Origin of the sequence: Nocardia sp. NPDC059228 (assembly GCF_042754245.1) — a bacterium.
GTDB lineage: Bacteria > Actinomycetota > Actinomycetes > Mycobacteriales > Mycobacteriaceae > Nocardia.
Map to the genome: position 1 here is coordinate 78,018 of NZ_JBHZAL010000009.1, position 25,961 is coordinate 103,978.

The 25,961-nt window shown below is 70.4% G+C and carries 15 protein-coding genes and 1 pseudogene; 6 read left to right on the plus strand and 10 right to left on the minus strand.

What is annotated here, in order from left to right; translation table 11 throughout:
• Positions 1–20: 20 nt before the first annotated feature.
• The 3 genes from ACFXKA_RS16650 to ACFXKA_RS16660 form a co-directional block, all read right to left on the minus strand.
• On the minus strand, positions 21–161 hold the full coding sequence (locus tag ACFXKA_RS16650) for a hypothetical protein (protein ID WP_379427873.1): 141 nt from the start codon (positions 159–161) through the stop codon (positions 21–23).
• A 23-nt stretch (positions 162–184) separates the two neighbouring features.
• Entirely contained in the window at positions 185–793 is a 609-nt protein-coding gene (locus ACFXKA_RS16655) for a MerR family transcriptional regulator (RefSeq protein WP_379427874.1), read from the minus strand.
• Between the two features lie 275 nt (positions 794–1,068).
• Positions 1,069–1,230 (minus strand): hypothetical protein, encoded by a 162-nt coding sequence (locus ACFXKA_RS16660; RefSeq protein WP_354841596.1) that lies wholly within the window; start codon positions 1,228–1,230, stop codon positions 1,069–1,071.
• A gap of 159 nt (positions 1,231–1,389) precedes the next feature.
• On the opposite strand from ACFXKA_RS16660, the gene ACFXKA_RS16665 reads away from it, so the two are divergent.
• A complete protein-coding gene (locus ACFXKA_RS16665; protein WP_379427990.1) occupies positions 1,390–2,694 on the plus strand; it encodes a hypothetical protein in 1,305 nt (434 codons plus the stop codon).
• On the opposite strand, the gene ACFXKA_RS16670 is transcribed toward ACFXKA_RS16665, so the two are convergent.
• The 5 genes and pseudogenes from ACFXKA_RS16670 to ACFXKA_RS16690 all read right to left on the minus strand — a co-directional run bounded on the left by ACFXKA_RS16670 (position 2,686) and on the right by ACFXKA_RS16690 (position 12,463).
• On the minus strand, positions 2,686–3,714 hold the full coding sequence (locus ACFXKA_RS16670; protein WP_379427875.1) for an LLM class flavin-dependent oxidoreductase: 1,029 nt from the start codon (positions 3,712–3,714) through the stop codon (positions 2,686–2,688). The genes ACFXKA_RS16665 and ACFXKA_RS16670 overlap by 9 nt on opposite strands.
• 51 nt (positions 3,715–3,765) lie before the next feature.
• Positions 3,766–9,810, minus strand: a complete 6,045-nt coding sequence (locus tag ACFXKA_RS16675) for an amino acid adenylation domain-containing protein (RefSeq protein ID WP_379427876.1) — start codon at positions 9,808–9,810, stop codon at positions 3,766–3,768.
• A gap of 117 nt (positions 9,811–9,927) precedes the next feature.
• The gene (locus tag ACFXKA_RS16680) at positions 9,928–11,118 is read right to left on the minus strand and encodes a DUF1501 domain-containing protein (RefSeq protein WP_379427991.1); all 1,191 of its coding nucleotides are present in this window, start codon (positions 11,116–11,118) and stop codon (positions 9,928–9,930) included.
• Positions 11,104–11,526 (minus strand): annotated as a pseudogene (locus ACFXKA_RS16685) (DUF1800 family protein); the annotation flags it as partial. The gene ACFXKA_RS16680 and the pseudogene ACFXKA_RS16685, both read right to left, overlap by 15 nt.
• A gap of 64 nt (positions 11,527–11,590) precedes the next feature.
• Positions 11,591–12,463, minus strand: a complete 873-nt coding sequence (locus ACFXKA_RS16690) for a class I SAM-dependent methyltransferase (protein ID WP_379427877.1) — start codon at positions 12,461–12,463, stop codon at positions 11,591–11,593.
• Between the two features lie 65 nt (positions 12,464–12,528).
• On the opposite strand from ACFXKA_RS16690, the gene ACFXKA_RS16695 reads away from it, so the two are divergent.
• Together ACFXKA_RS16695 and ACFXKA_RS16700 are read left to right on the plus strand one after the other, a co-directional pair.
• Entirely contained in the window at positions 12,529–13,236 is a 708-nt protein-coding gene (locus ACFXKA_RS16695; protein WP_379427878.1) for a haloacid dehalogenase type II, read from the plus strand.
• A 56-nt stretch (positions 13,237–13,292) separates the two neighbouring features.
• Positions 13,293–14,636, plus strand: coding sequence for a TerD family protein (locus ACFXKA_RS16700; protein WP_379427879.1), 1,344 nt, complete (start codon positions 13,293–13,295; stop codon positions 14,634–14,636).
• Positions 14,637–14,798: 162 nt separating this feature from the next.
• Here ACFXKA_RS16700 and ACFXKA_RS16705 read toward each other — a convergent pair whose 3' ends face one another.
• Positions 14,799–15,893, minus strand: coding sequence for a TerD family protein (locus ACFXKA_RS16705; RefSeq protein WP_379427880.1), 1,095 nt, complete (start codon positions 15,891–15,893; stop codon positions 14,799–14,801).
• Positions 15,894–16,176: 283 nt separating this feature from the next.
• Between ACFXKA_RS16705 and ACFXKA_RS16710 the strand changes: the two genes are divergently transcribed.
• The 3 genes from ACFXKA_RS16710 to ACFXKA_RS16720 all read left to right on the plus strand — a co-directional run bounded on the left by ACFXKA_RS16710 (position 16,177) and on the right by ACFXKA_RS16720 (position 24,636).
• Positions 16,177–16,809, plus strand: coding sequence for a GNAT family N-acetyltransferase (locus ACFXKA_RS16710; protein WP_379427881.1), 633 nt, complete (start codon positions 16,177–16,179; stop codon positions 16,807–16,809).
• Between the two features lie 100 nt (positions 16,810–16,909).
• Positions 16,910–23,248: an SDR family NAD(P)-dependent oxidoreductase gene (locus ACFXKA_RS16715; RefSeq protein WP_379427882.1), complete on the plus strand. Its 6,339-nt coding sequence runs from the start codon at positions 16,910–16,912 to the stop codon at positions 23,246–23,248.
• Positions 23,245–24,636 carry an aminotransferase class I/II-fold pyridoxal phosphate-dependent enzyme gene (locus tag ACFXKA_RS16720; protein WP_379427883.1) on the plus strand — a complete coding sequence of 464 codons (1,392 nt, stop codon included), beginning with the start codon at positions 23,245–23,247 and terminating at the stop codon, positions 24,634–24,636. The genes ACFXKA_RS16715 and ACFXKA_RS16720 overlap by 4 nt, the downstream gene beginning before the upstream one ends.
• On the opposite strand, the gene ACFXKA_RS16725 is transcribed toward ACFXKA_RS16720, so the two are convergent.
• Positions 24,609–25,901, minus strand: coding sequence for an MFS transporter (locus tag ACFXKA_RS16725; RefSeq protein WP_379427884.1), 1,293 nt, complete (start codon positions 25,899–25,901; stop codon positions 24,609–24,611). The two genes, ACFXKA_RS16720 and ACFXKA_RS16725, sit on opposite strands and share 28 nt — an antisense overlap.
• Between the last annotated feature and the right edge of the window lie 60 nt (positions 25,902–25,961).

Consider the following 25,961-nt stretch of genomic DNA (forward strand, 5'->3'; position numbering starts at 1 on the left):
TCACCGGGGCACAGCGCGGTTCAGTCCTGTGCGCGGCGGCGGGCAGCCGTCTCCAGGTACGCGCGGAGTTCGGATTGCAGCACCTTGCCGAGGGCTCGATCGAGGCTGTCGTGGATCGATCGGGTCCCGAGTTCGCGGAAAGCGTGGCCCCGGCGGGACACCGGGGCCACACTCGCCGACGCGACTACCCCTGCGCGCCACCGGGTTCGAAGCCGGGCGGCAGGTAGCGTCGCCGCTCCTCCTGCATGCGCTCGACATCCTCGGCGCTCACTGCGGCGAAGGCGGCCTCGCGGCGCTGGAACAACTCGGCGCGCTGTTCCTCGGTGAGCTCCCGCATGCGGGCCTCGCGCTGCTGGGCGAGCCGGGTGAATTCCTCCAGTGTCATGGGCTGATTCATGGCCACCATCTCCTCGATCAATCGCAGGAACTCCAGTGCCGACGGCTCGGCCATGCGGTCGAGGCCGTCGCGCACACCGAGCAGGCGGGCGCGCAGGCGCTGGGCCTGTGCGATCCGGCGGTCGAGCACCTCGAGCTGCTGGCGGGCCAGGTCCCGGGGGTCCTGATCCGGAGCGTCGGCGAGCACGCCCGCGATCTCCTCGAGCGTGAACCCGAAGTCCCGCAACGCGATCACTCGATGCAGCCGCCGCACGTCCGCCTCGCCGTAGCAGCGATGCCCGCCACCGGTACGCGAGGACGCCGTCACCAGCCCGAGCCGGTCGTAGTGATGCAGCGTCCGTACGGTCACCCCGGTCTCCCGGGCCAATTCCCCGACCCGCCAGGTCCGATCTCCCATCGCGCCTCCCTTTCGGTGTGCTCCACCCACGCTAAAACCTGACGTTACGTCGGTTTCAAGCGTGAGACCGGTCACAAATTCCCGATCCCGACCTGATACTTTTCGGCTATGACGGTCGATTGGGAGTCGACAGGTGGCACGCCAGGGAGCGCGCGAACCAGACCACCGGCCTGGCTGCGAGCTCCGGTGGCGGCCGGCCGAATAACGAAAACGCCCGCCGCCCCGAATGATTCGAGACAGCGGGCGTCGGCCCGGTGACCTTGCGCAGCCCGGGCTCAGCGGGTGCTGTGGGCGCCCAGCGCGGCGCTGAAGATCGCGGCGCGGGCACGCGTGGACCGCAGATTGGCCCGCTCCTGAGCGGTCAGCGCCGAGCGGGAACGCTCTGCGAGGACCGAGAGCACGGTCAGCGGGTTACGAGAGAAGTTGATGAAAGCCATGACAGCCCTCCTTCCGGAGTTGCGCCGGCGTAATACCGATTGCACAAACCTCGCGGGTTGCGAGGCGCAGAGCGGCAATTATGGCCCACCATCGACCTTTTGGTCAAGTTCCGTTCACCTTCCGTTCACCTTAGGAGAACCATGCCGGATACGAGCTCTATGGGATTGCCGCCCTTGACTCTTGGGGATGGCGAACGGGACGCGCTGCGTGAACTGGCGCGGTTCCCGCTGCTGGATGCCATCTACGGGCGGCGCTCCCGGCGATTTCCGCTGGGCGGGAGTATCCCGGCGGGCCCGCTGGCGTTCACCAGCAAGCACGCGCCACGCGCCCTGAGCGAGCTGGAGCGGGCGGTGGTGCTCAATACCGTCGCGGGCTGGACCGGCTGGCATTTCGGGATCAGCCACCATCCCGGATACGCGCCCGCGTGGCCGAACTACAGCGGGTCGGCGACGGGACGCACTTTCGCCTCGGCGGCCGGATTCCACACCAGCGAGTTCTTCTTCACCGACGACTCCGGGACCTACTTCCTGCCGACCCGCGACGCCCCACCGACGGCGACCTACGCCGAGGGCGAAGGTGCGGCCGATGACCAGCTGAACGCGCTGCTGGCGCGGGTGATCCGGTTGTCGGACAAGCGCATTCACATTCCGCGCCAGGAGCCGTACCTGGAGGGCCACAACACCTGGATCGCCAATCACCCCGGCTCGCTGCTGGTGATTCCGGTCGCGGATGTGGCCCAGCAACTGCTGGCCAATATCGGGTTCTTCGTCCAGAACGGGTTCGCGCTGTACGACGACATCAACAAGCGCGAGATCCCGGGCGTCGAAAAGTACCGGGACCGTTTGCGTTTCACCGATCCGATTCCGCTCAGCTTCATCGAGCAGTACTCGCTGACCGAGGCCACCGCGGAACTCATGGCGGCGGTGGTGAACGGCCATCTGCTGCTCGGTGCCATGGGCCTGGGCGGGTGGACCTTCGACGGCATCGACCGGCTCACCGTGCTGGGGGCGTCCGGCGATCCGGAAGTCCCGGGCCTCGGGTTCCGCTATGACGCCGATCCGGAGTGGCCGTTCCCCAATCCCACCGGGCTGCCCGGGGTGTTCGAGGCGTTCTGCCGTCCGCACCACGAGTCCATGGCCGCCGCGGTCGAGGCGCTGGCCGAGCGCAAGTTCGGGCCGGGCGGGCCGTACCACCCGGCCACGCCGGGGCCCTTCGCCGACACCCCTGGAGTCCGCGGCGCCGCCGCGCCGTGGGACCGCCGCTTCCGCGAATTCGTCGCTCTCCAAGCGACTTACATCGACGAGACCTTCGGGAAGTTCCCGGGCACGGTGCCCACGGTCTGGATCATGAACTACCTCCAGGCCCAGCACATCGACCTGGATTTCTACGACACGCTGCTCACCGGCACGGCCTACCTGTCCACCCACCGCGCGCATGACGGCGTCTGGCACGGCTCACACTGAGGCGCGCCGACCTTCCGCGTCGGCGCGCAGTCCTACCGCGTTCGCGAGCCGGCGGTGCGACTCCAAGCGGGCGGTGCGGTCGTAAGTGCTGGTGTGGACCAGGAATTCGTCGGCCCCGGTGCGGCGCAACAGGCGGTCGAGGTCGGCGAGGACCTCGGATTCGGTGCCGTGGATGTGGCCACGCAGGGCTGCCTCGAACAGCTCGCGCTGGCGATCGGTCATGGGTTCGCGCTCGATGAGCTCGGGCGGGCTCAGGGGCGGGAATTCGCCGCGGGTGCGGGACCAGGCCGCCGACCATGCCTCGGGCAGGAGCAGGCGGTGGGCCTGCTCGGTGGTGTCGGCGATGACGACCGAGCCGGAGAGGACGACATACGGTTCGTCGCCGCCGGGGCCCGGTCGGAAGCCGGTGCGGTACCGCTCGATCGCCTCCACCATGGCGTCCACACCGGACACGGGCGCAATGACCAGGGGCAGGCCGAAGCGGGCGGCACGCTCGGCCCCGGAACCGGTGGCGAGCAGGAAGGCGGGCACCCGCAGGCCCTCCGCGGGCCAGGCGTGCACCCCCTGGCGGCCACCCGCGAAATAGGCCAGCAGCTCGGACAATTGGGCGTCGAAGTCCTCGGCGTCGCGCCGGTCGTGGCCGAGGGCGCGGCGCACGCCGCCGGTGAAGCCGACCGAGCGGCCCAGGCCCATATCGATGCGGCCGGGATACAGCGATTCCAGGACACCGAACTGTTCGGCGACGATCAGCGGCTGATGATTGGGCAGCATCACGCCGCCCGTGCCGACGCGGATGCGGGAGGTGGCCGCGGCAATGGCGGCGGCCAGGACCGTCGGCGCGGACCCGGCCACGCCGGGCACGCTGTGGTGTTCGGAGACCCAGAAGCGGTGGTAGCCCCACTCCTCGGCCAGCCGGGCGAACTCGACGGTCTCGCGCAGGGCCTCCGGGTGCGGCTGGTCCAGGCGCACCCGGGAGCGGTCCAGGATGGAGAAGCGGATCGCCCGCAGTGCCGCAGTCATGGTCAGTGCCAACGCAGGTGACGAGCATTGATTCCGGGCGCGCGATCCGGGTCACAGCGGCGGCGGTGGGAGGAAGCCGGTGGCGACGTAGTAGTCGAGGTAGCGCTTCAGGGTCACCTGGTCGGCGCCGGGACAGGCGGAGTCCGGATCGCCCGGGGCCCCGGTGATCTCGGTCGAATAGTTGACGGTGAGTGCGGCCGCCCGCACCAGCAGGTCATCGGCTCCGGGTTGTTCGGCCGCGGTCAGCAGCGCGGTCGTGAATTCGGCCGGGTCGACGAGGTCGATTCGATAGCCCCGGCCCAGGAGTTCGTCGCGAATGGATTTGAGGGACACAGTCCTTCCCGGCAGCAAGCCGACAGTGCCGGACCCTGAGGGCTCGGATGCCGCGGCCACGATGGCCGCGGCCGCCTGGTCGACGGGCAGCATGGCGACCTCGGCGTCCGGCAGCTCGGGTGCGAGGCCGAGGACCAGCATGGCGCGCAGCATGGTCCACCAGGCGTCGTCGGTGCCGGCGGCGCCGGTGTGGGAATCGCCGGTGATCAGGCCGGGGCGGTAGACGCGAGCGGGCAGGCCGCGCTCGGCGGCGGTCCGGACGAGGTGTTCGGCAACCCATTTCGTAGCGACGTAGCCCGGCAGACCGTGCGGGAGCGCGGCGTCGGCGACCGAGACGGTCGAGATGTAGTGGACCGGCTTGCAGCGACCCGTGGTGGCCAGTCGCAGGACCTCCACCGTGCCGCCGACGTTGGCGTCGCGCATGCGCGCATACGGCTCGAGGTGGTTGACGAGGGCGGCGTTGTGGTAGATCACGTCGATCCGCAGGGTCAGTTCGGTGAATTCCGCCGGGGTCAGGCCGAGCCAGGGTCGGGTGAGATCGCCGGGGACAGCGGCGATTCGATGGATATCGGCGGAGATGTCGATGCCGAATCGGGTGGCGTTCGCGGAGATCCGGTCGCGGGCGGCGGAGGCATCGCGGGCGCGTGTCAGGCAGTGGATGGTGGCGGAGGTTCGGTCGAGCAGCTCCCGCAGCAGGAAGACGCCGAGGAATCCTGTCGCACCGGTGAGCAGAATGGCGGCGGGCTCGCCGGGGCGCGGCGCGGGGAGGCCCGCGGCGGTGATTTCCGGGGCCAGGGCCGTGTCGGCCGAGGGGTCGGGTTCTGCGCCGGTCGGGGCCGAGTCCGGCCGCAGCGCGGCGGCGAGTTCCCGCACCTGTGGATGGGCGAAGAGGTGAGTGAGCGGCACGGGAAGGCCGAGCCGGTCGGCCAGGGCGGCGCGAACCCGGATGGCGGACAGTGAGTTTCCGCCGAGCGCGAAGAAGTCGTCCTCGCGGCCGACCCGATCGATGCCCAGTTCCGCACTGAGCACCTGCGCAATGACCAGTTCTTCGGGTGTCTCCGGGGCACAGTATTCCCGCACCGGGAGTTCGGGATCGGGTAGCGCGGACCGGTCCAGTTTGCCCGTCGGTCCGAGGGGGAAGGCTTGGATCACGGTCAGCTGGGCCGGAATCATGTAGCCGGGCAGCCGCTTTCGGGCCGTCGCGAGCACGTCGGAGAGGTCCGGCCCGGCCTCGCCGGTGCGCAGATATCCCACCAGCCGGCCCCGGCGGATCGCCACGACGGCCTCGGCGACGGCGGGGTGCGCGCGCAGTGCGGCCTCCACCTCACCGGGTTCGATGCGCAGGCCGCGCAGCGTGAGCTGGAAGTCCGTGCGGCCCAGGTATTCCAGGCCACCGCGATGGGTACGCCGGACCAGGTCGCCGGTCCGGTACATGCGCTCCCCCGCAGTGGTGAAGGGATCGGCTACGAAGTGATCCGCCGTGGCGCCCGCCTGTCCGAGGTAACCGCGGGCGAGTTGAGCACCCGCGACGTACAGCTCCCCGGGCGTGCCCACGGGCACGGGGTGCAGCCGGGAATCGAGGACGTAGGCGCGCGAATTCCAGTGCGGCGCACCGATGGACACCGGTGCGTCGCCCACGTGCGTGACCTCGGCGCCGGTCACGGAGATGGTGGCCTCGGTGGGCCCGTACAGGTTGTGCAGCCGGGCCGGGCCGGCGGCGGTGAACCGCGCGATCAGCTCGGCGGGCAGGGCTTCACCACCGGCCCACACCACACGCAGTGCCGCGAAGGCTCCCGCCGGAGCATGGTCCAGCAGCGCGCGCAGCAGAGACGGCACGGCGAGGAAGGCCGACACCCGGTGGCGGGCCATGAGATCGGCCAGGTGCTCGGGATCGGTGCGGCCCGGACCCGACGGGATCACCAGGTGCGCACCCACGGCAAGCGGGACCGTGGCACCGATCAGCGAGGCGTCGAAAGTAGCGGGCACCAACTGGAGATAGGTATCGCGTTCGGTCAGCTGGTATTCGTCGGTGAAGAACGCTATGTAGCCGGTGAGGGCGGCATGCGGGACGCCGACGGCCTTGGGGCGGCCGGTGGACCCGGATGTGAAGATCACATAGGCGAGGTCCTGATCACGCAGCGGCCGCAACCGATCGGCGTCGGTCACCGGATCGGCGGAGAACCCGGACAGCTCAGCGGAATTCAGCAGATCGGCCGTCACCGTGCACACCGGCGCGGCCGCGGCCAGCATGGCCTCGATCCGGTCGGCGGGCTGGCCCGGGTCGATCGGCATGAACGCGCCACCGGCCTGCACGACGGCGTAGAGGCATACCACCAGATCGGGGCCGGGATCCAGCGTGGCGCAGACCCTGGCACCGGGGCCGACGCCCAGCCCGATCAGCGTGCGTGCCAGGCGATTCGATCGCTCGGCGAGCTCACCGTAGGTCAGTGCGGCACCGTCTCCGGTCACCGCAATCGCGTCGGGTGTTCGGTGGGCCTGGTCCGTGAACGCGTCGAACATGAACCTGTGTGGCACCGCGTGACTCGGCCTGGCCGTCACGAAGGTCGCGAGTTCGGCAGCCTCGGTGAGCGGCAGGTCCCCGACCGCCCGCTCCGGGTCGGCGGTGACCGCGGCGAGCAGCGCGGTCAGCCGCCGGCCGAGCCGGGCGATGGTCGGATCGTCGAACAGATCGACGGCGTACCGCCACGAACAGTTCAGTCCCGCAGTACCTTCGGCGTCGCGCTGCGGGACGACGGTCAATTGCAGATCGACGGGTGAGAAGGTCTCACCGAGATCGGCCGCGGTGACCGTCAGACCGGGCAGCCGCAGCACCTGAGCGCCGAATTCCTGGAAGGACAGAGCCACCTGGAACAGCGGGTGATACGCCCGGCTGCGCGGCGGGTCCAGGTCGGCCACCAGCCGTTCGAAGGGCAGTTCGGCATGGGCGAGGGCGGTCAGGTCGATGTCGCGCACCCGGTCGAGCAGGCGGGCGAAGCTCTCCGCCGGGTCGATGCGGGTGCGCAGGACCAGGGTATTGACGAACATGCCGACCACATCGTCGAGTTCGGGTTCGCCGCGGCCCGCGACCGGCACGCCCACCGCCACATCCGTGGTCCCGGCCAGCCGGGCCAGCACGACCGCCAGCGCCGCATGTAGCAGCATGAACACCGAGACGCCGCGGGCACGGGCCAGTTCCTCCAGCGCCCGGTGCAGGGTGGCGTCCACCCGGAAGTGCCGGGTCGCACCGCGATGCGACGCGACCGGCGGGCGCGGGCGATCGGTGGGCAGGTCCAGCAGTGGGGGCAGGCCTGCCAGCGCCTCGCGCCAGTACCGCAGTCGAGCGGCCAGCAGTGAGCCGGGATCCGATGCCGCGCCCAGCAATTCGCGCTGCCAGATCGCGTAGTCCGCGTACTGCACTCGCAGTGGCGGCCAGTCGGGGGCCGTGCCGCGGGTGCGGGCGGTGTAGGCGGTCATGAGGTCGCGGGTCAACGGGACCATCGAGAAGCCGTCCGCGGACAGGTGGTGGATCACGACGGCCAGCACATGCTCGTGGTCGGCGATCCGGAACAGCCGCACCCGCACCGGAACCTCGGCGGTGACGTCGAATCCCGTGCCCGCCAAGGCGGTCAGCCGCGGCCTTACCTCGGACTCGGCGATGTCGACCGGCGTCAGATCCCACTGGACCGCGGCGGCGGGCCGGATGTCCTGATGGCCGGTGCCGTGGTGCTCGGGATAGCTCGTCCGCAGCGCCTCGTGCCGGTCGAGCAGATCACGCACGGCGAGTTCCAGAGCCGCCGTGTCGAGTTCGCCGGACAGGCGCAGTGCGAACGGGATGTTGTAGGTCGCCGATCCCGGGTCCAGGCGCGCCAGGAACCACAGGCGCTGCTGTGCCGGCGACAGCGGCACCCGGGTCGCGCGGTGCGACCGCACCGTCAGCGGTGGCCGGTCGCCGGCGTCGAGCCCGTCGACGACCGCTGCCAGCTCGGCCACCGTCGAATGCTCGAAGATCAACTGCACGGGCACCCGGGTGCCCCGATCCGCACCCAGGCGTCCGGCCAATCGGATGGCGAGCAGGGAGTTTCCGCCGAGCTCGAAGAAATCGTCGGCGGCGCCGATCCGGCCCACTCCGAGCAGTTCCGTGAAGGCGGCGGCCACGGCACGCTCGGTGGCGGTCGACGACGGCCGGTACGAACGCACGGCGACGGTGGGCTCGGGCAGGGCGGCCCGATCCAGCTTGCCGGACGGAGTCAGCGGAACGGCGTCGATCACGGTGAGGGCCGCCGGGACGGCGTGACGTGGAAGCTGTTGCCGCGCGTACTCGGCCAGGCTCGCGGTATCCACGATCGCATCCGATGTGGGCACCACGTACGACACCACACCATCGGCCCCGCTGCGCAGGCGGCGCACGAGAGTGATTGCGAAGGCCACGGATTCATGTGCGGACAGGACGGAGTCGATCTCATCGAGCTCCACCCGGATGCCCCGGAGCTGCACCTGCGAATCGTTGCGGCCCAGATATTGCAGCGCCGGGACGCCGCCCCGGCCGCTGATCCAGCGCACCACATCACCGGTGCGATAGAGGCGCTCCCCCTTGCCATCCGGGTGCGCCACGAAGCGGGCGGCGGTCAGCCCGGGACGCTCGTGATACCCGCGTGCCAGGCCCGGCCCGGCCAGGTACAGCTCACCGGCCACCGCCGTCGGCACCGGCCGGAGCCGGGCGTCCAGGACGAGCGCGGTCACCCCGGCGATCGGTCCACCGATATCGACGGTGTCCGCGCTGGTCAGCGCGGCGCTGATGGTCGCGGCGACGGTGGTTTCGGTCGGGCCGTAGAGATTGAAGAAGGACCGTCCCGGCGACCAGCGTGCGACCAGATCAGGCGGGCACTCCTCGCCGCCCGCGACCACCACCGCCAGGTCGGGCAGCCCGCTCGCCGCCAGTCCGGCCAGAGCGGCCGGGGTCAGGAAGGCGTGCGTCACCCGCTCGGCGCGCAGCAGGTCCGCGAGTTCGCCACCGCCATAGCAGTCCGCGGGCGCGAGCACCATGGTCGCGCCGGCTCCGACGGCCAGCAGCAGTTCGAGCACGGCGGCGTCGAAGCTCGGGGAGGCGAAGTGCAGGGTGCGGGACTCGGCGGTGACGGCGAAGCGGCGGGACTGCTCGGCACAGAGCCCGGCGAGGCCGGAATGCGTGACGGCCACGCCCTTCGGGGCCCCGGTCGAGCCGGAGGTGTAGATGACATACGCGATGTCCCCGCCGTGCAGGCGGCGGGTGCGTTCGGTGAAGTGCAGGGATTCCGCCGAGGCGTCGGCCACGAGCGTGGCGCAGTCGGGCGCGTCGAGTTCGAGCCAGTCGAGGGCAGCGCCGAGCCGGTCGCGGAGTGCGGCCAGGGTGAGCCCGCAACGCGCGCCCACGTCGGCGAGCATGTGCGCCACCCGATCCGGCGGATAGCCGGGGTCGACCGGCACGAAGGCCGCGCCCGATTTGGCCACCGCCCAGACCGCGACCACCGCCTCGGGTGAACGCGGCAGCGCCAGCACCACCCGGTCGCCCGGACCCAGCCCCCGAGCCACCAGCACCCGCGCCAGGCGGGTGGATCGCTCGTCGAGCTCGGCATAGGTCAGCGACTGCGCGCCCGCGCGCAGTGCGATCCCGGACGGATTACCCTCCGCCGCCGCGGCCAGCAGCTGGGGCAGCAGTCGGATCCGTGGGTGGCGGCGGCCATGCGTGTTTTTCGCCCGGCCCACCGCAGAAACATCGGCGCGCACCGGTTCCTACTCTCAGCCTCGATTCGCCTTCCCACACGAGCGAACTGAATACCGCGTTCCGGGCCGGTCGGCAACACGTACGGGTGTGGCGGGGCCGACATTCCGGGCACGCCGCGGTCAGGCGGAGAGCAGGCCGAGGTCACGGCGACCGGAACCGACCACCGGGGTGGGGTCGGTGGCGAGGACCCGGTGCAGCAGTTCGTGATAGACGTCGCGGAAGTCGACGGTCACCTTCAGGTCGCCATTGTCGAGGTCGGTGAGGCTGGGCTCGTCGCCGTGGAAGCCGCCCGCCACCGACGCCCCGGCCAGGAAGACGGGTCCCGCGGTGCCGTGATCGGTGCCCTGCGAAGCATTGGCGGCCACCCGGCGGCCGAATTCGCTGTAGGCCATCAGCACCACATCGCGGCCGCGCGGATGCGTGGAGAGGTCCTTCAGGAAGGCGGTGACCGCCTCGTCCAGGCGGCCCAGCAATTGCTCCTGGGTGTGCCGTTCGTCGGCGTGGGTGTCGAAGCCGCCCAGGCTGACCGAGTAGACCCGGGTGGGGACACCGGCCTTGACGCACTGGGAGACCAGGTCCAGCTGTGCGGTCAGGGGGTTCGCGGCCGTCTTCCCGGGCGGCTTCAGGGACGAAAAAGTCTGCCGGACAGTCTGTTCGGCCTGGTAGCCGGTGCAGACCCGGGCCCGCGCCGGGCTGTCGGAGGCGTCGGCGGCGGCCAGGCCGGACAGGGCCGCCGCCAGGTCGTCGGACAGCGGCGCGGACGCTGGATCCAGCGCTGCCGCAGTGTGTTTCGCACCCAGGGCGAGCTGGGGCAGGACGGGCCCGATATTGACCGCGCGGACCGGATCGTCACCGGTCGCGTCCAGCCAGCGGCCGATCCACCCGGTCTGTACCGGCTCGTCGGGTGAGGCCGTCTGCCAGATGTCCATGGAACGGAAGTGGCTGTGGTCGGGTTCGGGATAACCGACCCCGCGCACAATGGCGAGGGTGCGGTCGCGCCACAGGCCGGACAGGCCCTTCAAGGCCGGGTTGAAGCCCAGTTGGTCATCCAGGTGCAGGACTTCCTCGGGACGGTAGGACAGCTCGGGGCGCGCGTCGTGATAGGCGTTGTCCGCGTACGGAATCACAGTGCTGATGCCGTCATTGCCGCCGTAGAGGGTGAGCACCACCAGAATTCCGGAACCGGCGGCCAGTGGGGTGGTGACGGCGCGCTGCTGCAGCTCGTCCCAGGTGATCACGGAGGCGCCGGCCACGCCGAGCGCGCTCAGCACGCCGGTGCCGACCAGAAACGCGGTCACCAGGGCGGACAGGTCCCGGCCGGGACCGTAGGCGGCGGTGAGGCGGTTCAGGGCGGCATCGGAGGGCGGATCGTCGGAGGCCAGCTGCTGCCACAGTCGCCCGGCCACGAAGCGCGGTGACTCGGGGCGGGCGAGCACGGCATCGCAGAACGACCGGGCGTCCAGTGAACCCGCCACGCCCAGGACGGTTTTCGAGCCCGGGTCGTGGCGTTCGACGTCGAAGGTGGCCGCACCACCGGTGATGGTCCAGCCGGTCAGGGCCCGGGCGCCCTCGCGGACATCGGCCTCGGGGTCGGCGGTCAGCGCGGCGCGCAGGTAGCCCGCCACATCCGGGACCGCGTCGATCTCGGACCCGGTCGCCCCGAACCCGGTCCGGCGCAGCACCCGCGCGGTACACATCCACTCCGCAGATTTGCCCATGTCCCCGAGTATCGAGCGCCCGCGCGCCCGCTCAGCGGGCCCGGCACGGAGTTTCAGGCAATCTTCAGTCCCCGACCGGCCCGCGAACCGCGTGCAGCAGCGGCGCGCGGCCCCTCCCCGGCGGCAGATCGGCCAGCGGTTCGCCGAGGTACTCCTCGAACAATCCCGACAGCGACCGCAGCTCGACCGTCTCGAAACCCACTGAGCGCAGCAGGTTCTCGATCTCCTCGGGTTCGAAGAAACTCAGCCACGGCTCATTCAGCGCCGCGATCCGCTCGGCCCGCGCCCGCACCTCGGCGCGCTCCTCGTCCGTGTTCCCCCCGCTCAGGTAGTCGAGCACGACATGCACCGGCTGCCCCTGACCCACGATGAACCGCAGGGTCTCCTCGATGGCGGCCCGGGTCAGATACATGACCACACCGAGCCAGACGAACACCGCCGACCGCTCCCGATCGAACCCGGCGGCAGCCAATCCCGCTGCCAGCGTTCCGGTTTCGAAATCCACCGGAACGAACGTGAGCGACTCCGGAATCTCGATCCCGGCCTGTGCGAGCATCTCACGCTTCCACTCCTGCGTGTCCGGATGGTCGACCTCGAACACCCGCAGACCGGGATACGGATTCCGATAGCCGAACGTATCCAGCCCCGCCCCCAGAATCACCACCTGCGTGGTCCCGTCGGCCACCGCCGCGGCCACCACCTCCTCGGCGAACCGAGCCCGCGCCGCCAGGAAATACCGCCGCACCCGCTGCCGCGGATCGTTCCCGCCCGGCCGATCCAGGGTCGCGGTATCCAGATCCCCGATCCGATCCACCGTCATCCCCAGAATTCGCGCCGCCAGCGGATCGGTGAACACCCGAGGCTCCCCCGAAAGCTGGTGATGGGCCCGCGCATACGCGGTAGCCAACGCCGTCCTGCTCGCCCTACCCGTCTCCATGGGCTCAGCCTAGAACCGTCCCCGGCCGTCGGAACTATGACAAACAACTCGCCTAGTCTTCGGCTGTGGACGTATTGAGCCCGAAGGCGCTGTTGTTCGATGTGCAGGGGACCGCTACCGATTTCCATTCGACCATCCGGCGGGCGGCCGAGGCCGCGCTCGGAGGTGAGCGGCCGGGAGCGGACTGGGGCGCGTTCGTGAACGAGTGGCGGGCCGCGTATTTCGCGGCGACGTCGCAGCGGCCGGAGCAGGGGCCCTGGGTGAGCGTGGCCTCGGTGTACCGGAAGACGCTGGACCCGCTGCTCGAGGCGAGGGGGATCTCGATCGGAGTGCCGGAGCGGGACGAGCTGGCCCGGGCCTGGGCTCGGCTCGACCCGTGGCCGGATACGGTGGCGGGGCTGCGGCGGTTGCGGGGACGGTTCACGCTGGCGACGCTGTCGAACGCGGATGTCAGTGCCGTGGTGGAGATTTCGCGGCACGGCGAGCTGCCGTGGCATGCCGTGTTCGCGGCCGAGATGGCCGGGGTGTTCAAGCCGGATCCGCGGACCTACCGGCTCGCGGCGCGGTACCTGGGGCTGGAACCCGCCGAGATCATGATGGTGGCCAGCCACAAGTACGACATCCGGGCGGCCGGCGAGCTCGGATTCCGGACGGCGTTCATCACGCGCCCGCTGGAGTACGGCGATCCCGAACTCGGCGATGCGGAGTTCTCGGACGAATTCGATATCAATGCCGTGGATTTCCTCGACCTGGCCGATCAGCTCGGCTGCTGAGGGCACCCCGGTCTCCTACAGTGGCAAGTGGGCGTCTCGATACGGGAGGATCGGCCTTGTCCACAACGCTTGTGAAGGGTCAGAACGGACCGCTCACCGCGCCGGAGGTGGTGGTTTCCGTCCGGGTCGCGGCGGCCGCCGCGCTGTCCGCGCTGCTGGTGACCGAGCACGGGAAGGTGCGCTCGGACGCGGATTTCGTGTTCTACAACCAGCCGGCCGGGCCCGGGGTGCGGCTGCGGAACGGGGAGGCGGGGCAGCCCGCCGAACTGTCGGTGGCGCTGACCCAGGTGCCCGCCGACATCACCCAGATCCGGGCGGTGATCACGCTCGACGAGGCCGGGTCCACCTTCGGCCGCATCGCGCCGCCGATCGCGCTGGTCTCCGATGAACACGGGAATCCGCTGTACGAGTACAAGATCGAGGATCTGCAGAGCGAATCGATCGTGATCGCGGTCGAGCTGTACCGGCGCTACGGCAACTGGAAGGTGCGCGCGGTCGGCCAGGGCTATGCGGGCGGCTTCGCGGCCCTGGTCACCGACCACGGGGTCACCGTCGAGGAAGCGCCGCCCGCCGAGACCCGCAATGCTCCGCCGCCCCCGCCGCCGTCCCCCACGGCCTACCCGCCGCCGGTCGAGCCGACCTACGTCACGCCGAACTCGCCGTATCCCACTCAGCCGCCGCCGAACTCGCCGTATAGCACTCAACCACCGCCGACTTCACCGTATCCCGCTCAGCCCCAGCAGAATTCGGCGTATCAGGTCCCGCCGCCCCCGAACCCCGCGCCGCCGACAGGTGACGGCGGACTCTCACGCGGGCGACCGGTGAACCTGTCCAAGGGCCAGCGCGTCACCCTGCGCAAGGACGGCGGTGTCGCGCTGACCCGGATTCGGATGGGGCTCGGCTGGGATCCCGCCCGGCAGGGCGGTCTGTTCGGGCGGCGACCGGTGAACATCGACCTGGACGCCTGGGTGGCCATGTTCGCCGACCGGCACCTGGTAGACGTGGCGTACTACGGGCAGCTGACGTCCAAGGACGGCTCCATCCGGCATTCGGGCGACAACCTGACCGGTGAGGGCGCCGCCGGGGACGACGAGGTGATCCTGGTCGACCTCAGCCGGGTGCCACGCCAGGTGAACACGCTGCTGTTCATCGTCACCTCGTATCAGGGCCACACCTTCGAGCAGGTCAGCAATGCCTACTGCCGGCTGGTGGACGACACCACGCAGGCCGAGCTGGCGCGGTACGCGCTGGCGGGTGGCATGCCGTTCACGGCGATCGCCATGGCCAAGGTGTTCCGCGCGAACGGCGAGTGGGCCCTGCAGGCCATCGGGGAGGGCTTCCAGGCCAAGCATCCGGGCGAGGCCGTCCCGCAGCTGGGCCGGTTCATCACCGTCTCCTGAGAGCACGACGCCCGCCGGAGACGGGGCGCGCCCGGATCGGACGCGCCCCGCCGCGAACCGAACCGGGAATCAGGCCCCGCAACCCGGTTGAACCTGTTCACCCGCGGCACACCGGCCACTCGCCGGAAAACTCGGCCGGGTGAACCGGCCGAGGTCCGGAACTCAGAGGAACTTACCGACCTGCGACGCCGCCTCGACCGGATGTCCGGCCTGGATCGGGTGACCGAGCGCCTGCACCTTCCAGATGCCGTCCTCGCGATGCACTTTCGCCACCACCATGCCGGTGTGCGGGCCGCCCGAGCTCAGGTTGGACCGGGTGAGCTCGGCGCTGTTGGTGCCGTCGATCAAGCGCCAGAAGGCATTACGCACCCGCTCGAAGGTGTGCCCCGCGTAGGAGGTGATGACGAAGACGATGGCGGTGACGTGCGAGCCGACCCGGGTCAGGTCGACCGTGATGACCTCGTCGTCGCCCTTGCCCTCACCGGTGAGGTTGTCGCCGGAGTGCCGGATGGCGCCGTCCTTGGTCACCAGCTGGCCGTAGTACGCGGCGTCCACCAGATCGTGCCCGGCGTACACCAGGGCCGAGGCGTCCAGATCGATCTCGACCGGACGCGAACCCCACTTGTGCTGCACGTGGACGGGATCCCAGCCCAGCCCCATCTTGACGAAGCTCAGATCGGCGCCCTGCCGCCGCAGCGCGACCGTGTCGCCGACCCGCAGCACCGGCGCGATGACGGGCGCGGCCGAGCGCGCCGGCTGCGGCGAGGTGCTGATCGACACGCCGTGATCGGCGAGCAGTGCCGCGAAGCCGCCGGGATGGCCGAAGCCGACCGCCCGGGCATACCAGCCGTCGGCGCCGCGGTCCAGATCGACCGCCGCCACCGTCGACTCATTGCCGAGGCCGTCGATCACGTACTCGTACAACGGGATTCCGCGTTCGTCGGCGATGCCGATGTGCGGTGCGGGATAGTCGCCGAGGCGGCCGTCGCGGTCGTCGAGGGTGACCACGATGCGAATGTGCGCCACCCCCTGCGGTACCGACGCCAGGCTGACGGCGACGGCGTTCTGCCCGGGCACCAGCTGGATGCCGGGGCCCGCGGGTTGGTTGTAGAAGATCAGGTCGTTGTCGTCGCGGACGGCGCCCCGATCGGTGAGAAGCAGCGCGGCCAGATCGATACCCGCGCTGAAGTGCACCGTCACGGTGATATCCGCGACGCCCAGTTCACCGGTCTGCCCTTGGGTTAGAAGTGCGGCCACGCTCCCACTTTATGGGAACCATGGGTCACCCGGACGAAACGAAGCGATATCGCTTTTACGCGCGCGAACCTTAGGACATGTCACAGCGTCAGGCCATCCCCCGGTGAATCGTTTTATGCCACAACACGAATCGGTCGCATGATCAGTAACTTACGAGTACCCTACTCGACAGTAGCCTGCGGGGCTATCGTTCAGTAGGGGACACGCAGGCACCACTGGACACCAGCAGACTGTCCGTCATCGGGGTCGGGCGCCGACGGGCATGAAAATGTAAGGGACTGTTTTGGTTCAGTCGGATGCACCGGTCGTTCGCCGCGCCACCGAGGCCGACATCGAGGACATGGTCCGGGTGCTCGCCCTGGCCTTCGAGTCCGACGACCCGATCGAGGACTACGTCTTCCCCGATCCCGTGGTCCGCCGCCGGCGCGCGCCCGGCATGCTTCGCGTTCTGATCAAACACCGCTACCTGCCCGCCGACGGCGCGCTGGTGGCGGAGGTGGACGACCGGATCGCCGGCGTGTCGCTGTGGATTCCGGACGGCTACCGCAATCCGGTATGGCGGGAAGCCATTTCGGGCCCCCAGCTGCTGTGGGCCATGGGCGCCGGCGCGACCAAGCGCGGCATGGAGGTGGATGCCGCCATCGCCCGCACCGCACCCGCCGAACCGCACAACTATCTGGTCTATCTGGGCGCGGAACCCCAGGCGCAACGGGCGGGTGTGGGCCGCGCGCTACTGGCCCGGCTCACCGCCGAATCCGACGCGCACGGGCGCGCGCTGTGCGGAATCTGCAAGGACGAGAACGTCGTCTACTACGAGGCGGTCGATTTCGAGCAGGTCGGCCGGACCCGAATCGGGAGTAGTGGTCCGGACATGAACTTCCTGCTGCGTCCGCCGACGCGCGTCAGCGCCGGCTGACGTCGGCAGCGGACGCCCGGATCGTGGATCACGAGCCGGGCGGCTTCGCATTGCCTCGGGGGGATCACCAGGTTCGCTTCTGTTTTGCCGAGGAGACGTAGTGTCTGACATTGCCATTGTCGGAATCGGGTGCCGCTACGCCGGTGGTATCGATTCACCGGAATCGTTCTGGGACTTCATCATCAACAAGGGCGACGGGGTCGTGGAGATCCCGTCCGATCGGTGGGACTACCGCCGCTTCTACGACCCGGACAAGCGCACGCCGGGGCGCATGTACACCAAGCGCGCCGCCTTCATGACCGGCGATCCGTGGGCCTTCGACCCCGAGTTCTTCGGCATCTCACCGCGCGAGGCCGCCGCCATGGACCCCCAGCAGCGGCTGGTGCTCGAGGTCGCCTGGGAGGCACTGGACGACGCGGGCATCGCCGGTCGCGTCTCGGGCGCGCCGATCGGCGTCTACGTCGGGGCCTTCACCCTCGACCAGATGGGCACGTCCCTGACCAATGCGACGCTGCCCTGGGTGGACATGCACACCCCGGCGGCCGCGTCGTACACCATGATCTCCAACCGGATCGCGTACGCGCTCAACATGATCGGCCCCGCCCTGACGGTGGACACCGCGTGCTCGTCGTCGCTGGTGGCCTTTCACCTGGCCTGCCAGGCGCTGGAGAACGGCGACTGCACCGTGGCGCTGGCCGGTGGCGTCACCCTGATGCTGCAGCCCGAGACGTTCGTGTCCATGTGCAAGGGCGGCTTCCTGGCCGCCGACGGCCGCAGCAAGCCCTTCGACGCGAGCGCGGACGGCTACGGGCGCGGCGAGGGCTCGGGCATGGTGGTCCTGAAGCGGCTCGAAGACGCCGAGCGCGACGGGGACCGGATCTACGCGGTGGTGAAGGCGACCGGGTCCAATCAGGACGGGCGCACCACCGCCATCACCGTGCCCAATGCCGATCTGCAGGAGGCCCTGGCGAAATCGGTGACCGAGCGGGCGGGCATCGCGCCGCACGAGGTCACCTATGTGGAGGCGCACGGGACCGGCACGCCGGTCGGCGATCCGCTCGAGCTGCGGGCCATCGGCCGCGCCTACGGACGGGTCGCGGAGCGCACCGGACCGCTGGGCGTGGGCTCGGTGAAGGCGCAGCTCGGGCACACCGAGGCGGCCTCCGGCATCGCCAGCGTCATCAAGTCGGCGCTGGCCATCACCCATCGCACGATCGCCCCCCAGGGCTGGCTCGACGCGCCCAACCCCGACATCCCCTTCGAGGAGCTCGGTCTGGCGCTGCAGCTGGAGGCCCAGCCGGTCGCGCCGGAGACGCGAATGACCATCGCGGTCAACGGCTTCGGATACGGCGGCACCAATGCGCACGCCATCCTCCAGGAGTACATCGCGGCGGAGGCGCCCGCCCGTGAGCCCGGACACCATGGGGTACTGCCGATTTCGGCCCGCAACGACCAGGCCGCTCGCGACCTGGCACGCGGCTTCGCCGAACTGATCGCGGCGGGCGCCGAACCCGCCCGGCTGGCCGAGGCGGCGTGGACGCGTCGCCACCATCACCCGGTGCGCGCCGGCCTGACCTTCGGTGACGATGCCGAGCTGGTGCGGGCGCTGGTGGACTTCGCCAATGGCGAGGGCCGCACCGCCAAGGTGATCACCCGCAAGGTGCCCGAGCCGGTCTTCGTCTTCACCGGCATGGGACCGCAGTGGTGGGCCATGGGCCGCCAACTGCTCACCGCCGGTGGCACTTTCGCCGCCGCGGCCGAGCGGATCGACGGCATGTTCCGGGAGATCTCGGGCTGGTCCATCGTCGAGGAACTGTTGCGGCCCGAGGAGGAATCGCGGGTCACCTCGACGGCGATCGCCCAGCCCGCCAACTTCCTGATCCAGGTGGCGCTGGTCGCGCTGCTCGAGGAGCTCGGGATCCGGCCCGCCGCCGTGGTCGGCCACAGCGTCGGCGAGGTGTCGGCCGCCTACGTCACCGGGATGCTCTCGCTGCGGGACGCGCTCCTGGTCAGCTATCACCGGGCGCGGTTGCAGGCCACCACGGCCGGTTCGGGCGGCATGCTCGCCATCGGCCTGCCGCAGGCTGCGGCCCTGGAGCTGATCGAGGGCGATGAGCTGGTCAGCATCGCGGCGGTCAACAGCCCGAGCGCGGTGACCCTGGCCGGCAATGAGCAGCGGCTCGACGAGATCGCCGAATCCCTCACCGAGCAGGGCGTTTTCGCGCGCCGACTACAGGTCGAGGTGCCCTACCACAGCTATCTGATGGACCCCATCCTCGACGAGCTGCGCACGGAGCTGGCCGATCTGGCGCTCGCCGATCCGCGAATTCCCCTGTGGTCCACCGTGACCGGCACCCGCGTCGGCGCGGGCGACTGGGATGCCGAGTACTGGTGCGCCAATGTGCGGCAGCCGGTGCGCTTCGCCGACGCCGTCACCGAGCTGGTGGGCGCGGGCAGCCGGGTGTTCCTGGAGGTCGGCCCGCATCCGGTGCTGGGAGCCAACATTCGCGAGATCCTCATCGGGGCGGGCGAGACCGGAACCACCGTCGCCACCCTCGATCGCAAGCAGGCCGACGACGAGAGCATCCGGCAGACCGTCGCGGGCCTCTACACCGCGGGCGTGCTCGATATCGACGCCCTCTTCGGCGCGGTCGTCACGCCGCACGTGGACCTGCCGCGCTATCCATGGCAGCGCACCCGGCTGCGCGTCGAACTGCTGGGCGTGCAACAGCTCAAGTACGGCACCCCCGGCGGCTACCGCATGCTCGGCGATCCGACGCTCGAGGACCCGACCACGGCCTGGCGCAGCCAGCTCAGCGTGGGCGATCTGCCGTGGCTGGCCGACCATGTGGTGGGCGGCTCCCGGATCCTGCCCGGCGCGGCCTATCTGGACGCGGCGCTGAGCGCGGCGGCGCTGCGCACCGAGTCCACCCGGGTGGCCGTCGAGGATGTCCGCTTCCTCGCGCCGCTGGTGGTGGACGAGGGCATGGCGCCGGTGGTGGAGCTGCACGTGGAGGAATCCACGCGGCGGTTCACGATTCGCTCCCGCGAGCCCGCGAGCATCAACTGGACCATCAATGCCACCGGCCGGCTGGTCGAGGGCGTGTACGAGCCGAGCAAGCCCGACCTGCCGGCGCTCGAGGAGATGCTCGCCATCGACCCGGACGCCTATTACACCGCCTTCGCCGCACGCGGCCTGGACTACGGCCCGGCCTTCCGCCGCGCCACCGAGCTGCGGGTGTCCGGCAATACCGTGGTCGCCACGCTGGACGGCGCCATCGCCCGCGACAGCGGCCACCTCGCCCACCCGGCCGTCGTCGACGCGGCCGTGCAGTGCTTCGGCGCGGTCCTCGCCGCCGCGCCGAATGCCGAACGGGGCGCGCTGGTTCCGGTCGCGGTGGAGGGGGTGCGAGTGTTCGCGCCCATCCCCGACCAGGTGACCGTGGTGGCGCGGCTGCACAGTGGTGACAATCTGACCTGCGACTACGACCTGCTCGACGCCGAGCGGAATGTGGTCATGCGGATCATCGGGCTGCGGCTGGGGGCCATCAACCCGGATCGCGGTGCGCTGCAACGGCTCACGGACTACTTCTACGAAAACCGCTGGGACATGCGGGAACCCGTGGACACCAGCGCGCTGCCGTCACCGGAGACGGCGTACACCCTGGCCATCGACCTCGCCACCGAGGCCGGTCCGCGCGCCGGTTTCATCGCGGGCACGACAGCACACGGTGAGGTGCTCGCGGTCGGCGATCCGACCCGCGAGGACCTGGAAGCCGTGGTGCGCGAACGGCTTCAGCAGATCGTGGCGCTGAGCGGCGTCGAGCGCACGCACGTCGTCCTGGTGGCGGGTTCGGAATACACCGACCTGGACGCGCTCTGGACGCTGCGCCGGATCGCGGTGACGATCGAGGGCTTCCTCGAGGACTGGCTGCAGCAGCGCGGCGACGAAATCCCCATGACCGGTGACGGTTCCATCCACGTCTCCCTGGTCACCGAGCGCGCCTTCGCGCACCCGGACGAGGATGCCGCGCCCGACCCGGCGCACGCCGCCCTCGCCGGCGCCCGCCGGGTGCTGCTCAATGAGCAGTCGCGGCTGCGCTGGCGGCTGATCGACGTGGATCCCGAGGTGGCCGAGGCGGATCTGGCCGCCGAGCTCGCCATCGCGGGCGCTTTCACCTACGACCACTCCGACGAGGTGGTGCTGCGCAACGGCCTGCGCTGGGTGACCGTGGTCGCCGCCACCCTGCCCGACCGGCTCGAAGCCCTGGACCGGGCCGAACCGCTCACCGATCCGGAGGCGAATTTCCGTCTGGAGCTGCCGAAGTCGCGGGTGCTGTCCCGGCTGGCGTGGCGGCGCTGCGACCGGCGCGCCCCGGGTCCGGCCGAGGTCGAGGTGCGGATCCTGGCCATCGGCCTGGGCTACAAGGACCCGCTCAAGGTCATCGGCGTGCTCGGCGAGCGCGAGATGACGGGCACCTTCTACGGCACCGAACCCGGCATGGAGGCCGACGCCGTCGTCGTCCGCGTCGGTGCGGACGTCGACAATGTGGCCGTCGGCGATCGGGTGTTCCTGACCTCCAAGGCCATGATCTCCCGCTTCCACACCACCGACGCGGACCTGATCACCCGGGTCGCCGACAGCACCGAGGTCGGCCAGTGCACGAGCACCGTGGCGTTCGCCACCGCCGAGCATTCGCTGCTGGAGCTGGCGCGGGTGCGGGCCGGCGATGTGGTGCTGGTGCACGGCGCGGCGGGCGGCGTCGGCTCGGCGGCGGTGCAGATCGCGAAACTGCACGGGGCCACCGTGATCGGCACCGCGGGCAGTGACGAGCGCCGGGCCTACGTCCTGTCGCAGGGCGCGGACCACGCGCTGGACTCCCGCTCGCTCAACTTCGCCGACGACGTCCTCGGCCTCACCGACGGCCGGGGCGTGGACGTGGTGATCAGCACCGCGCCCGGGGAGATCCTGCGCCGGAACTTCAAGGCGGTGGCCGAGTTCGGGCGCATCGTGGAGATCGGCAAGGCCGACATCTACACCGGCGGCGTGCTCGACCTGGGGTACTTCGACAAGAACCTCTCCTACCACTCCTTCGACCTGGACCGCATGCTCGCGTTCAAGCGCAGGCCCACCGGAGAACTCGTGCGGGGCGTGCACGAGAAGCTGGCCGCCGGGATCTACCGGTACCTCCCCTACGAGCTGTACGACACCGCCGACGTGGCCAAGGCCTTCGAGGACGTGGCCCGGTCGGCGCACTTCGGCCGCATCGCGGTGAGCCTGGAATCCGAAGCGCCGCAGGTGCGCCCGATGATTCCGGCGGTCACCGTGGATCCGGCGGCGCAGTACCTGATCACCGGCGGCTTCGGCGCCTTCGGCCTGGCCATGGGCCGCTGGCTGGTCGGGCTGGGCGCCCGGCGGCTCACCCTGCTCGGGCGCGGCGGCCCGCGGACCGAGGCCGCCCGGACCCAGCTCGCACTCTGGCAGGAACAGGGCGTCGAGGTGGTCGAGGAGCGGGTGGACGTCACCGACGCCTATGCCATGACCGCGGTGATCGCGCGGGCGCACACCGCCGAGCACCCGCTGCGCGGCGTCTTCCACACCGCGGGCAGTCTCGACGACAAGCGCGTACCCGATATGAGCCGGGACAGCCTCGCCACCGTGTACCGGCCCAAGGCCGAGGGCGTGATCGCACTGCGGCGCGGCATCGAGGCCGCCGGGGCCGAGCTCGACATGTTCGTGCTGTTCTCCTCCGGCAGCGCCATTTTCGGCAGCATCGGCCAATACGCCTACACCGCGGCCAATCTCGCACTCGATGCCACCGCGGACGTGGTGGCGCGGCAGGGCGGCACCGCGCTGTCGGTCGGCTGGGGCCACATGTCCGGCGGCGGGATGGCCGAGGACGAGTACGTGTCCCGCTACCTGCGCACCGCCGGATTCGATCCGATCAGCATGGAGGAGGGCGCCGAATACCTGGAGAAGGCACTGGAACTCGGCATCCACCATCAGGCGTCCATCATTCCCATCGACTGGTCCCGCGTGGCCGCCACGGTGTCCTGGTACGCCATGACCGGGCGCACCGCCGAACGTATCGCCGCCGCGGTCGAGGACAATTCGGCCGCGTCGCATCTGGTGGCGGCGCTGCGCGAGCTCGACGAGCAGAAGCGCGCCGATGTGGTGGCGCACATGCTGGCCGAGCAGCTGGCGGTGGTCATGGGCGTCGACGCCGACTCCATCGATCTGACCGTGCCGGTACCGGAACTGGGCCTGGACTCGCTGATGGCGGTGGAATTCGGTGCGCTGGTGAGCAAGACGCTCGGCGTGGACCTGATGTCCATGAAGGTCGGCCGGTCCTTCACCCTCCAGCAGGCCGGCGCCCGCGCGGCCGAACTCCTGGTCGGCGGCGACGCGGCGGCGACCGGCCAGGCGGTGCCGGCATGACCGAGTCCGCACGCGATCTGGCCCGGAAACTCCTGGCGGGCAACGGGATCAAGGAGACGACGGCCACGGGCACCGCGGCGCCGCACCCGGTGTCCACCGGGATCGCATCGCCGGGCCGGACCGCGGCCGCGCGCACCCCGCGCGGTCCCGGCCGTCAGTTCGCCGATCACCCCGATGTCGCCGCGGCCGTGGTGAAGCGGGCCGCCATCGGCGCCCTCTACGGGCAGTCGGGGATGCCGAACCCGGTGTTCCTGCCACGAACCGGCCCGAACGACACCGTGATCCGGGCCCTGGACACCGACCTGGTGAACTTCAGCGCCTACAACTACCTCGGGTTGTCCAGCCACCCCCGGGTGGTGCGGGCCGCCAAGGACGCGCTCGACCAGTACGGCGCGTCCGCGTCGGCCAGCCGGATCGTCTCCGGCGAGATCCCGCTCTACGGCGAACTCGAACAGCGGCTGGCCGGGATCTACGACGTGGGCGACGCCATGGTCACCACCAGCGGCTATCTCACCAATGCGGGAGTCATCGGCTTCCTGCTGCGCGAGGGTGATGTGGCCTTCTGCGACAGCCTGATTCACGGCAGCGTGGTGTCGGGCACGCAGTGGGCGGGTTGCCGCCGGATCAACTTCCGGCACAATGACCCGGACTCGCTGCGGTCGGTGCTGAAGATGTCGCGCTCCGGATTCGATCGGGCGATGGTGGTCATCGAAGGCCACTACTCCATGGACGGCACCGTCGGCCGCGTTGCCGAGCTGGCCGCCGTCGCACGGGAATTCGACTGTGCGGTCATGGTGGACGAGGCCCATTCGCTCGGCGTCCTCGGACCCACCGGGCACGGCATCCGCGAGCACTACGGCATGGCCGGCGCCGATGTGGACATCTGGATGGGCACACTGTCCAAGGCGCTGGGCAGCGTCGGCGGGTTCATCGCCGCCGACGCCGATCTCATCGGGGCGATGAAGTCGAGCGCGCCCGGCGTGGCCATGCTGACCGGCGGGCCCGTGCCCTCGGGCATCGCCGCGGCCCTGGCCGGGCTGGAGGTGCTGGAGGCCGAGCCGGAGCGGGTCACCCGGCTGTGGGAGAACGCGCGCCTGTTCGATGCCGCGCTGCGGGAGCGGGAGCTGAATCTCGGTGACTCCCAGGGCACCCCGATCCTGCCGGTGATCGTGCCGGGCGAGATCCGGGCCGGATTCGTCTCGGCCCACCTGCTCCAGCACGGCGTGTACGCCGGGGCCATTTCGGCCCCGGCGGTCCCGGTGGGCAAGGAGCGGCTCCGCTTCTTCATCACCTCGGAACACACGCGGCAGCAACTGCTCTCGGCGGCGGACCTGCTCGCCGAGGCGATTGCCATGTCCGGTCAGCTGCCCGCCGGCATGATGGGCTGACGCACCCCCGCGCGCTGTGGGCGGAGCGCGAACACCGCCCACAGCAGCAGGCCCAGCATGGTTGCGGCGACACCGATCTCGCACACCAGCGCCCAGCCGCCCGCCTCATAGGCCACCCCGGCGGTCACCGAACCGGCCACACCGCCCAGGAAGTAGGTGACCATGTACGCGGTCGTCAGGCGGCTGCGCGCGGCCGGATCGAGGGTGTAGATGGCGCTCTGATTGGTCAGATGCGCACCCTGGATGCCGAAGTCGAAGATCACCAGCGCGGCGATCAACGCGACCACGCTGTGCCCGCCCCAGGCCATCAGCGCCCAGCTCGCCAGCAGCACCAGCCAGGTCAGCGTGGTGACGCGGCGCAGGTGCCCGCGATCGGCCATCCGCCCGACCACGGGCGCGCCGAGCGCCCCGACCACACCTGCCAGACCGAACAGGCCGATGGTGAATTCGCCATAGTGGTAACCACTTCCGTGCGACCCGGACAGCAGGAACGCGATGGCCGTCCACACCGCCGAGAAGCAGGCCATGAGGATGAAGCCCAGCATCATGCGCTGCCGCAGCACCGCGTGCCGGCGGATCAAACCCAGGATCGAGGCCAGCACCTGCGGGTAGCTCTCGCCCGTGGCCGCCCGCGGCGTGGCGGGCGCGAGCAGGTACACGCTCACCGCCATCACCACCTGCAGTCCGGCCGCCACCAGCAGCACCGCCCGCCAGCCGCCCAGCTGCGCCACCGCCCCGGACAGCACCCGCGACAACAGGATTCCCAGCAGCAGTCCGCTCATCACCGTGCCGACCACCTGCCCGCGCCGGGCCGGATCGGCCAGCGCCGAGGCCCACGGCACCACCACCTGCGCGGCCGAGGCCGCGACACCGGTGGCCACCACCCCCGCGAACAGCACCGCGAAATCGGGCGCGAAGGCCGAAACCAGCAGGGCCGCAACCGAGGCCAGCAGCAGCACCGGGACCATACGGTGGCGGCGCAGGAAGTCGCCCAGCGGCACCAGCAGGGCCAGGCCGCACAGATAGCCGATCTGCGCGGCGCTGACCAGCAGGGCCGCGGTCGCGGTGGAGATGCTCAGATCCCCGGCCACCTGGTGCAGCAGGGGTTGCAGATAGTAGTTGCCGGCCGCGGAGGAGCCCGCGGTCACCGCGAACACCAGCACCGTCGTCCGGGTCAGCGCTGCGCTGGCCGCGGTCGCGGTGTCGGGCGCGGTCGCGGTGTCGGGCGCGGGCCGGGTGGGGGCCACGGTCATCGAATCAGTCACCAGTCCATGGTGGGTGTGCCGATGGATCAACAAAAGCGATGGTTTTCGATACTGCCATCT

Excerpts from the sequence above, each read along its gene's own strand:
- ACFXKA_RS16720 (WP_379427883.1), top strand. The coding sequence starts at position 23,245 with ATGACCGAGTCCGCACGCGATCTGGCCCGGAAACTCCTGGCGGGCAAC.
- ACFXKA_RS16670 (WP_379427875.1), bottom strand. The coding sequence starts at position 3,714 with ATGACTGCGGCACTGCGGGCGATCCGCTTCTCCATCCTGGACCGCTCC.
- ACFXKA_RS16665 (WP_379427990.1), top strand. The coding sequence starts at position 1,390 with ATGGGATTGCCGCCCTTGACTCTTGGGGATGGCGAACGGGACGCGCTG.
- ACFXKA_RS16655 (WP_379427874.1), bottom strand. The coding sequence starts at position 793 with ATGGGAGATCGGACCTGGCGGGTCGGGGAATTGGCCCGGGAGACCGGG.
- ACFXKA_RS16690 (WP_379427877.1), bottom strand. The coding sequence starts at position 12,463 with ATGGAGACGGGTAGGGCGAGCAGGACGGCGTTGGCTACCGCGTATGCG.
- ACFXKA_RS16660 (WP_354841596.1), bottom strand. The coding sequence starts at position 1,230 with ATGGCTTTCATCAACTTCTCTCGTAACCCGCTGACCGTGCTCTCGGTC.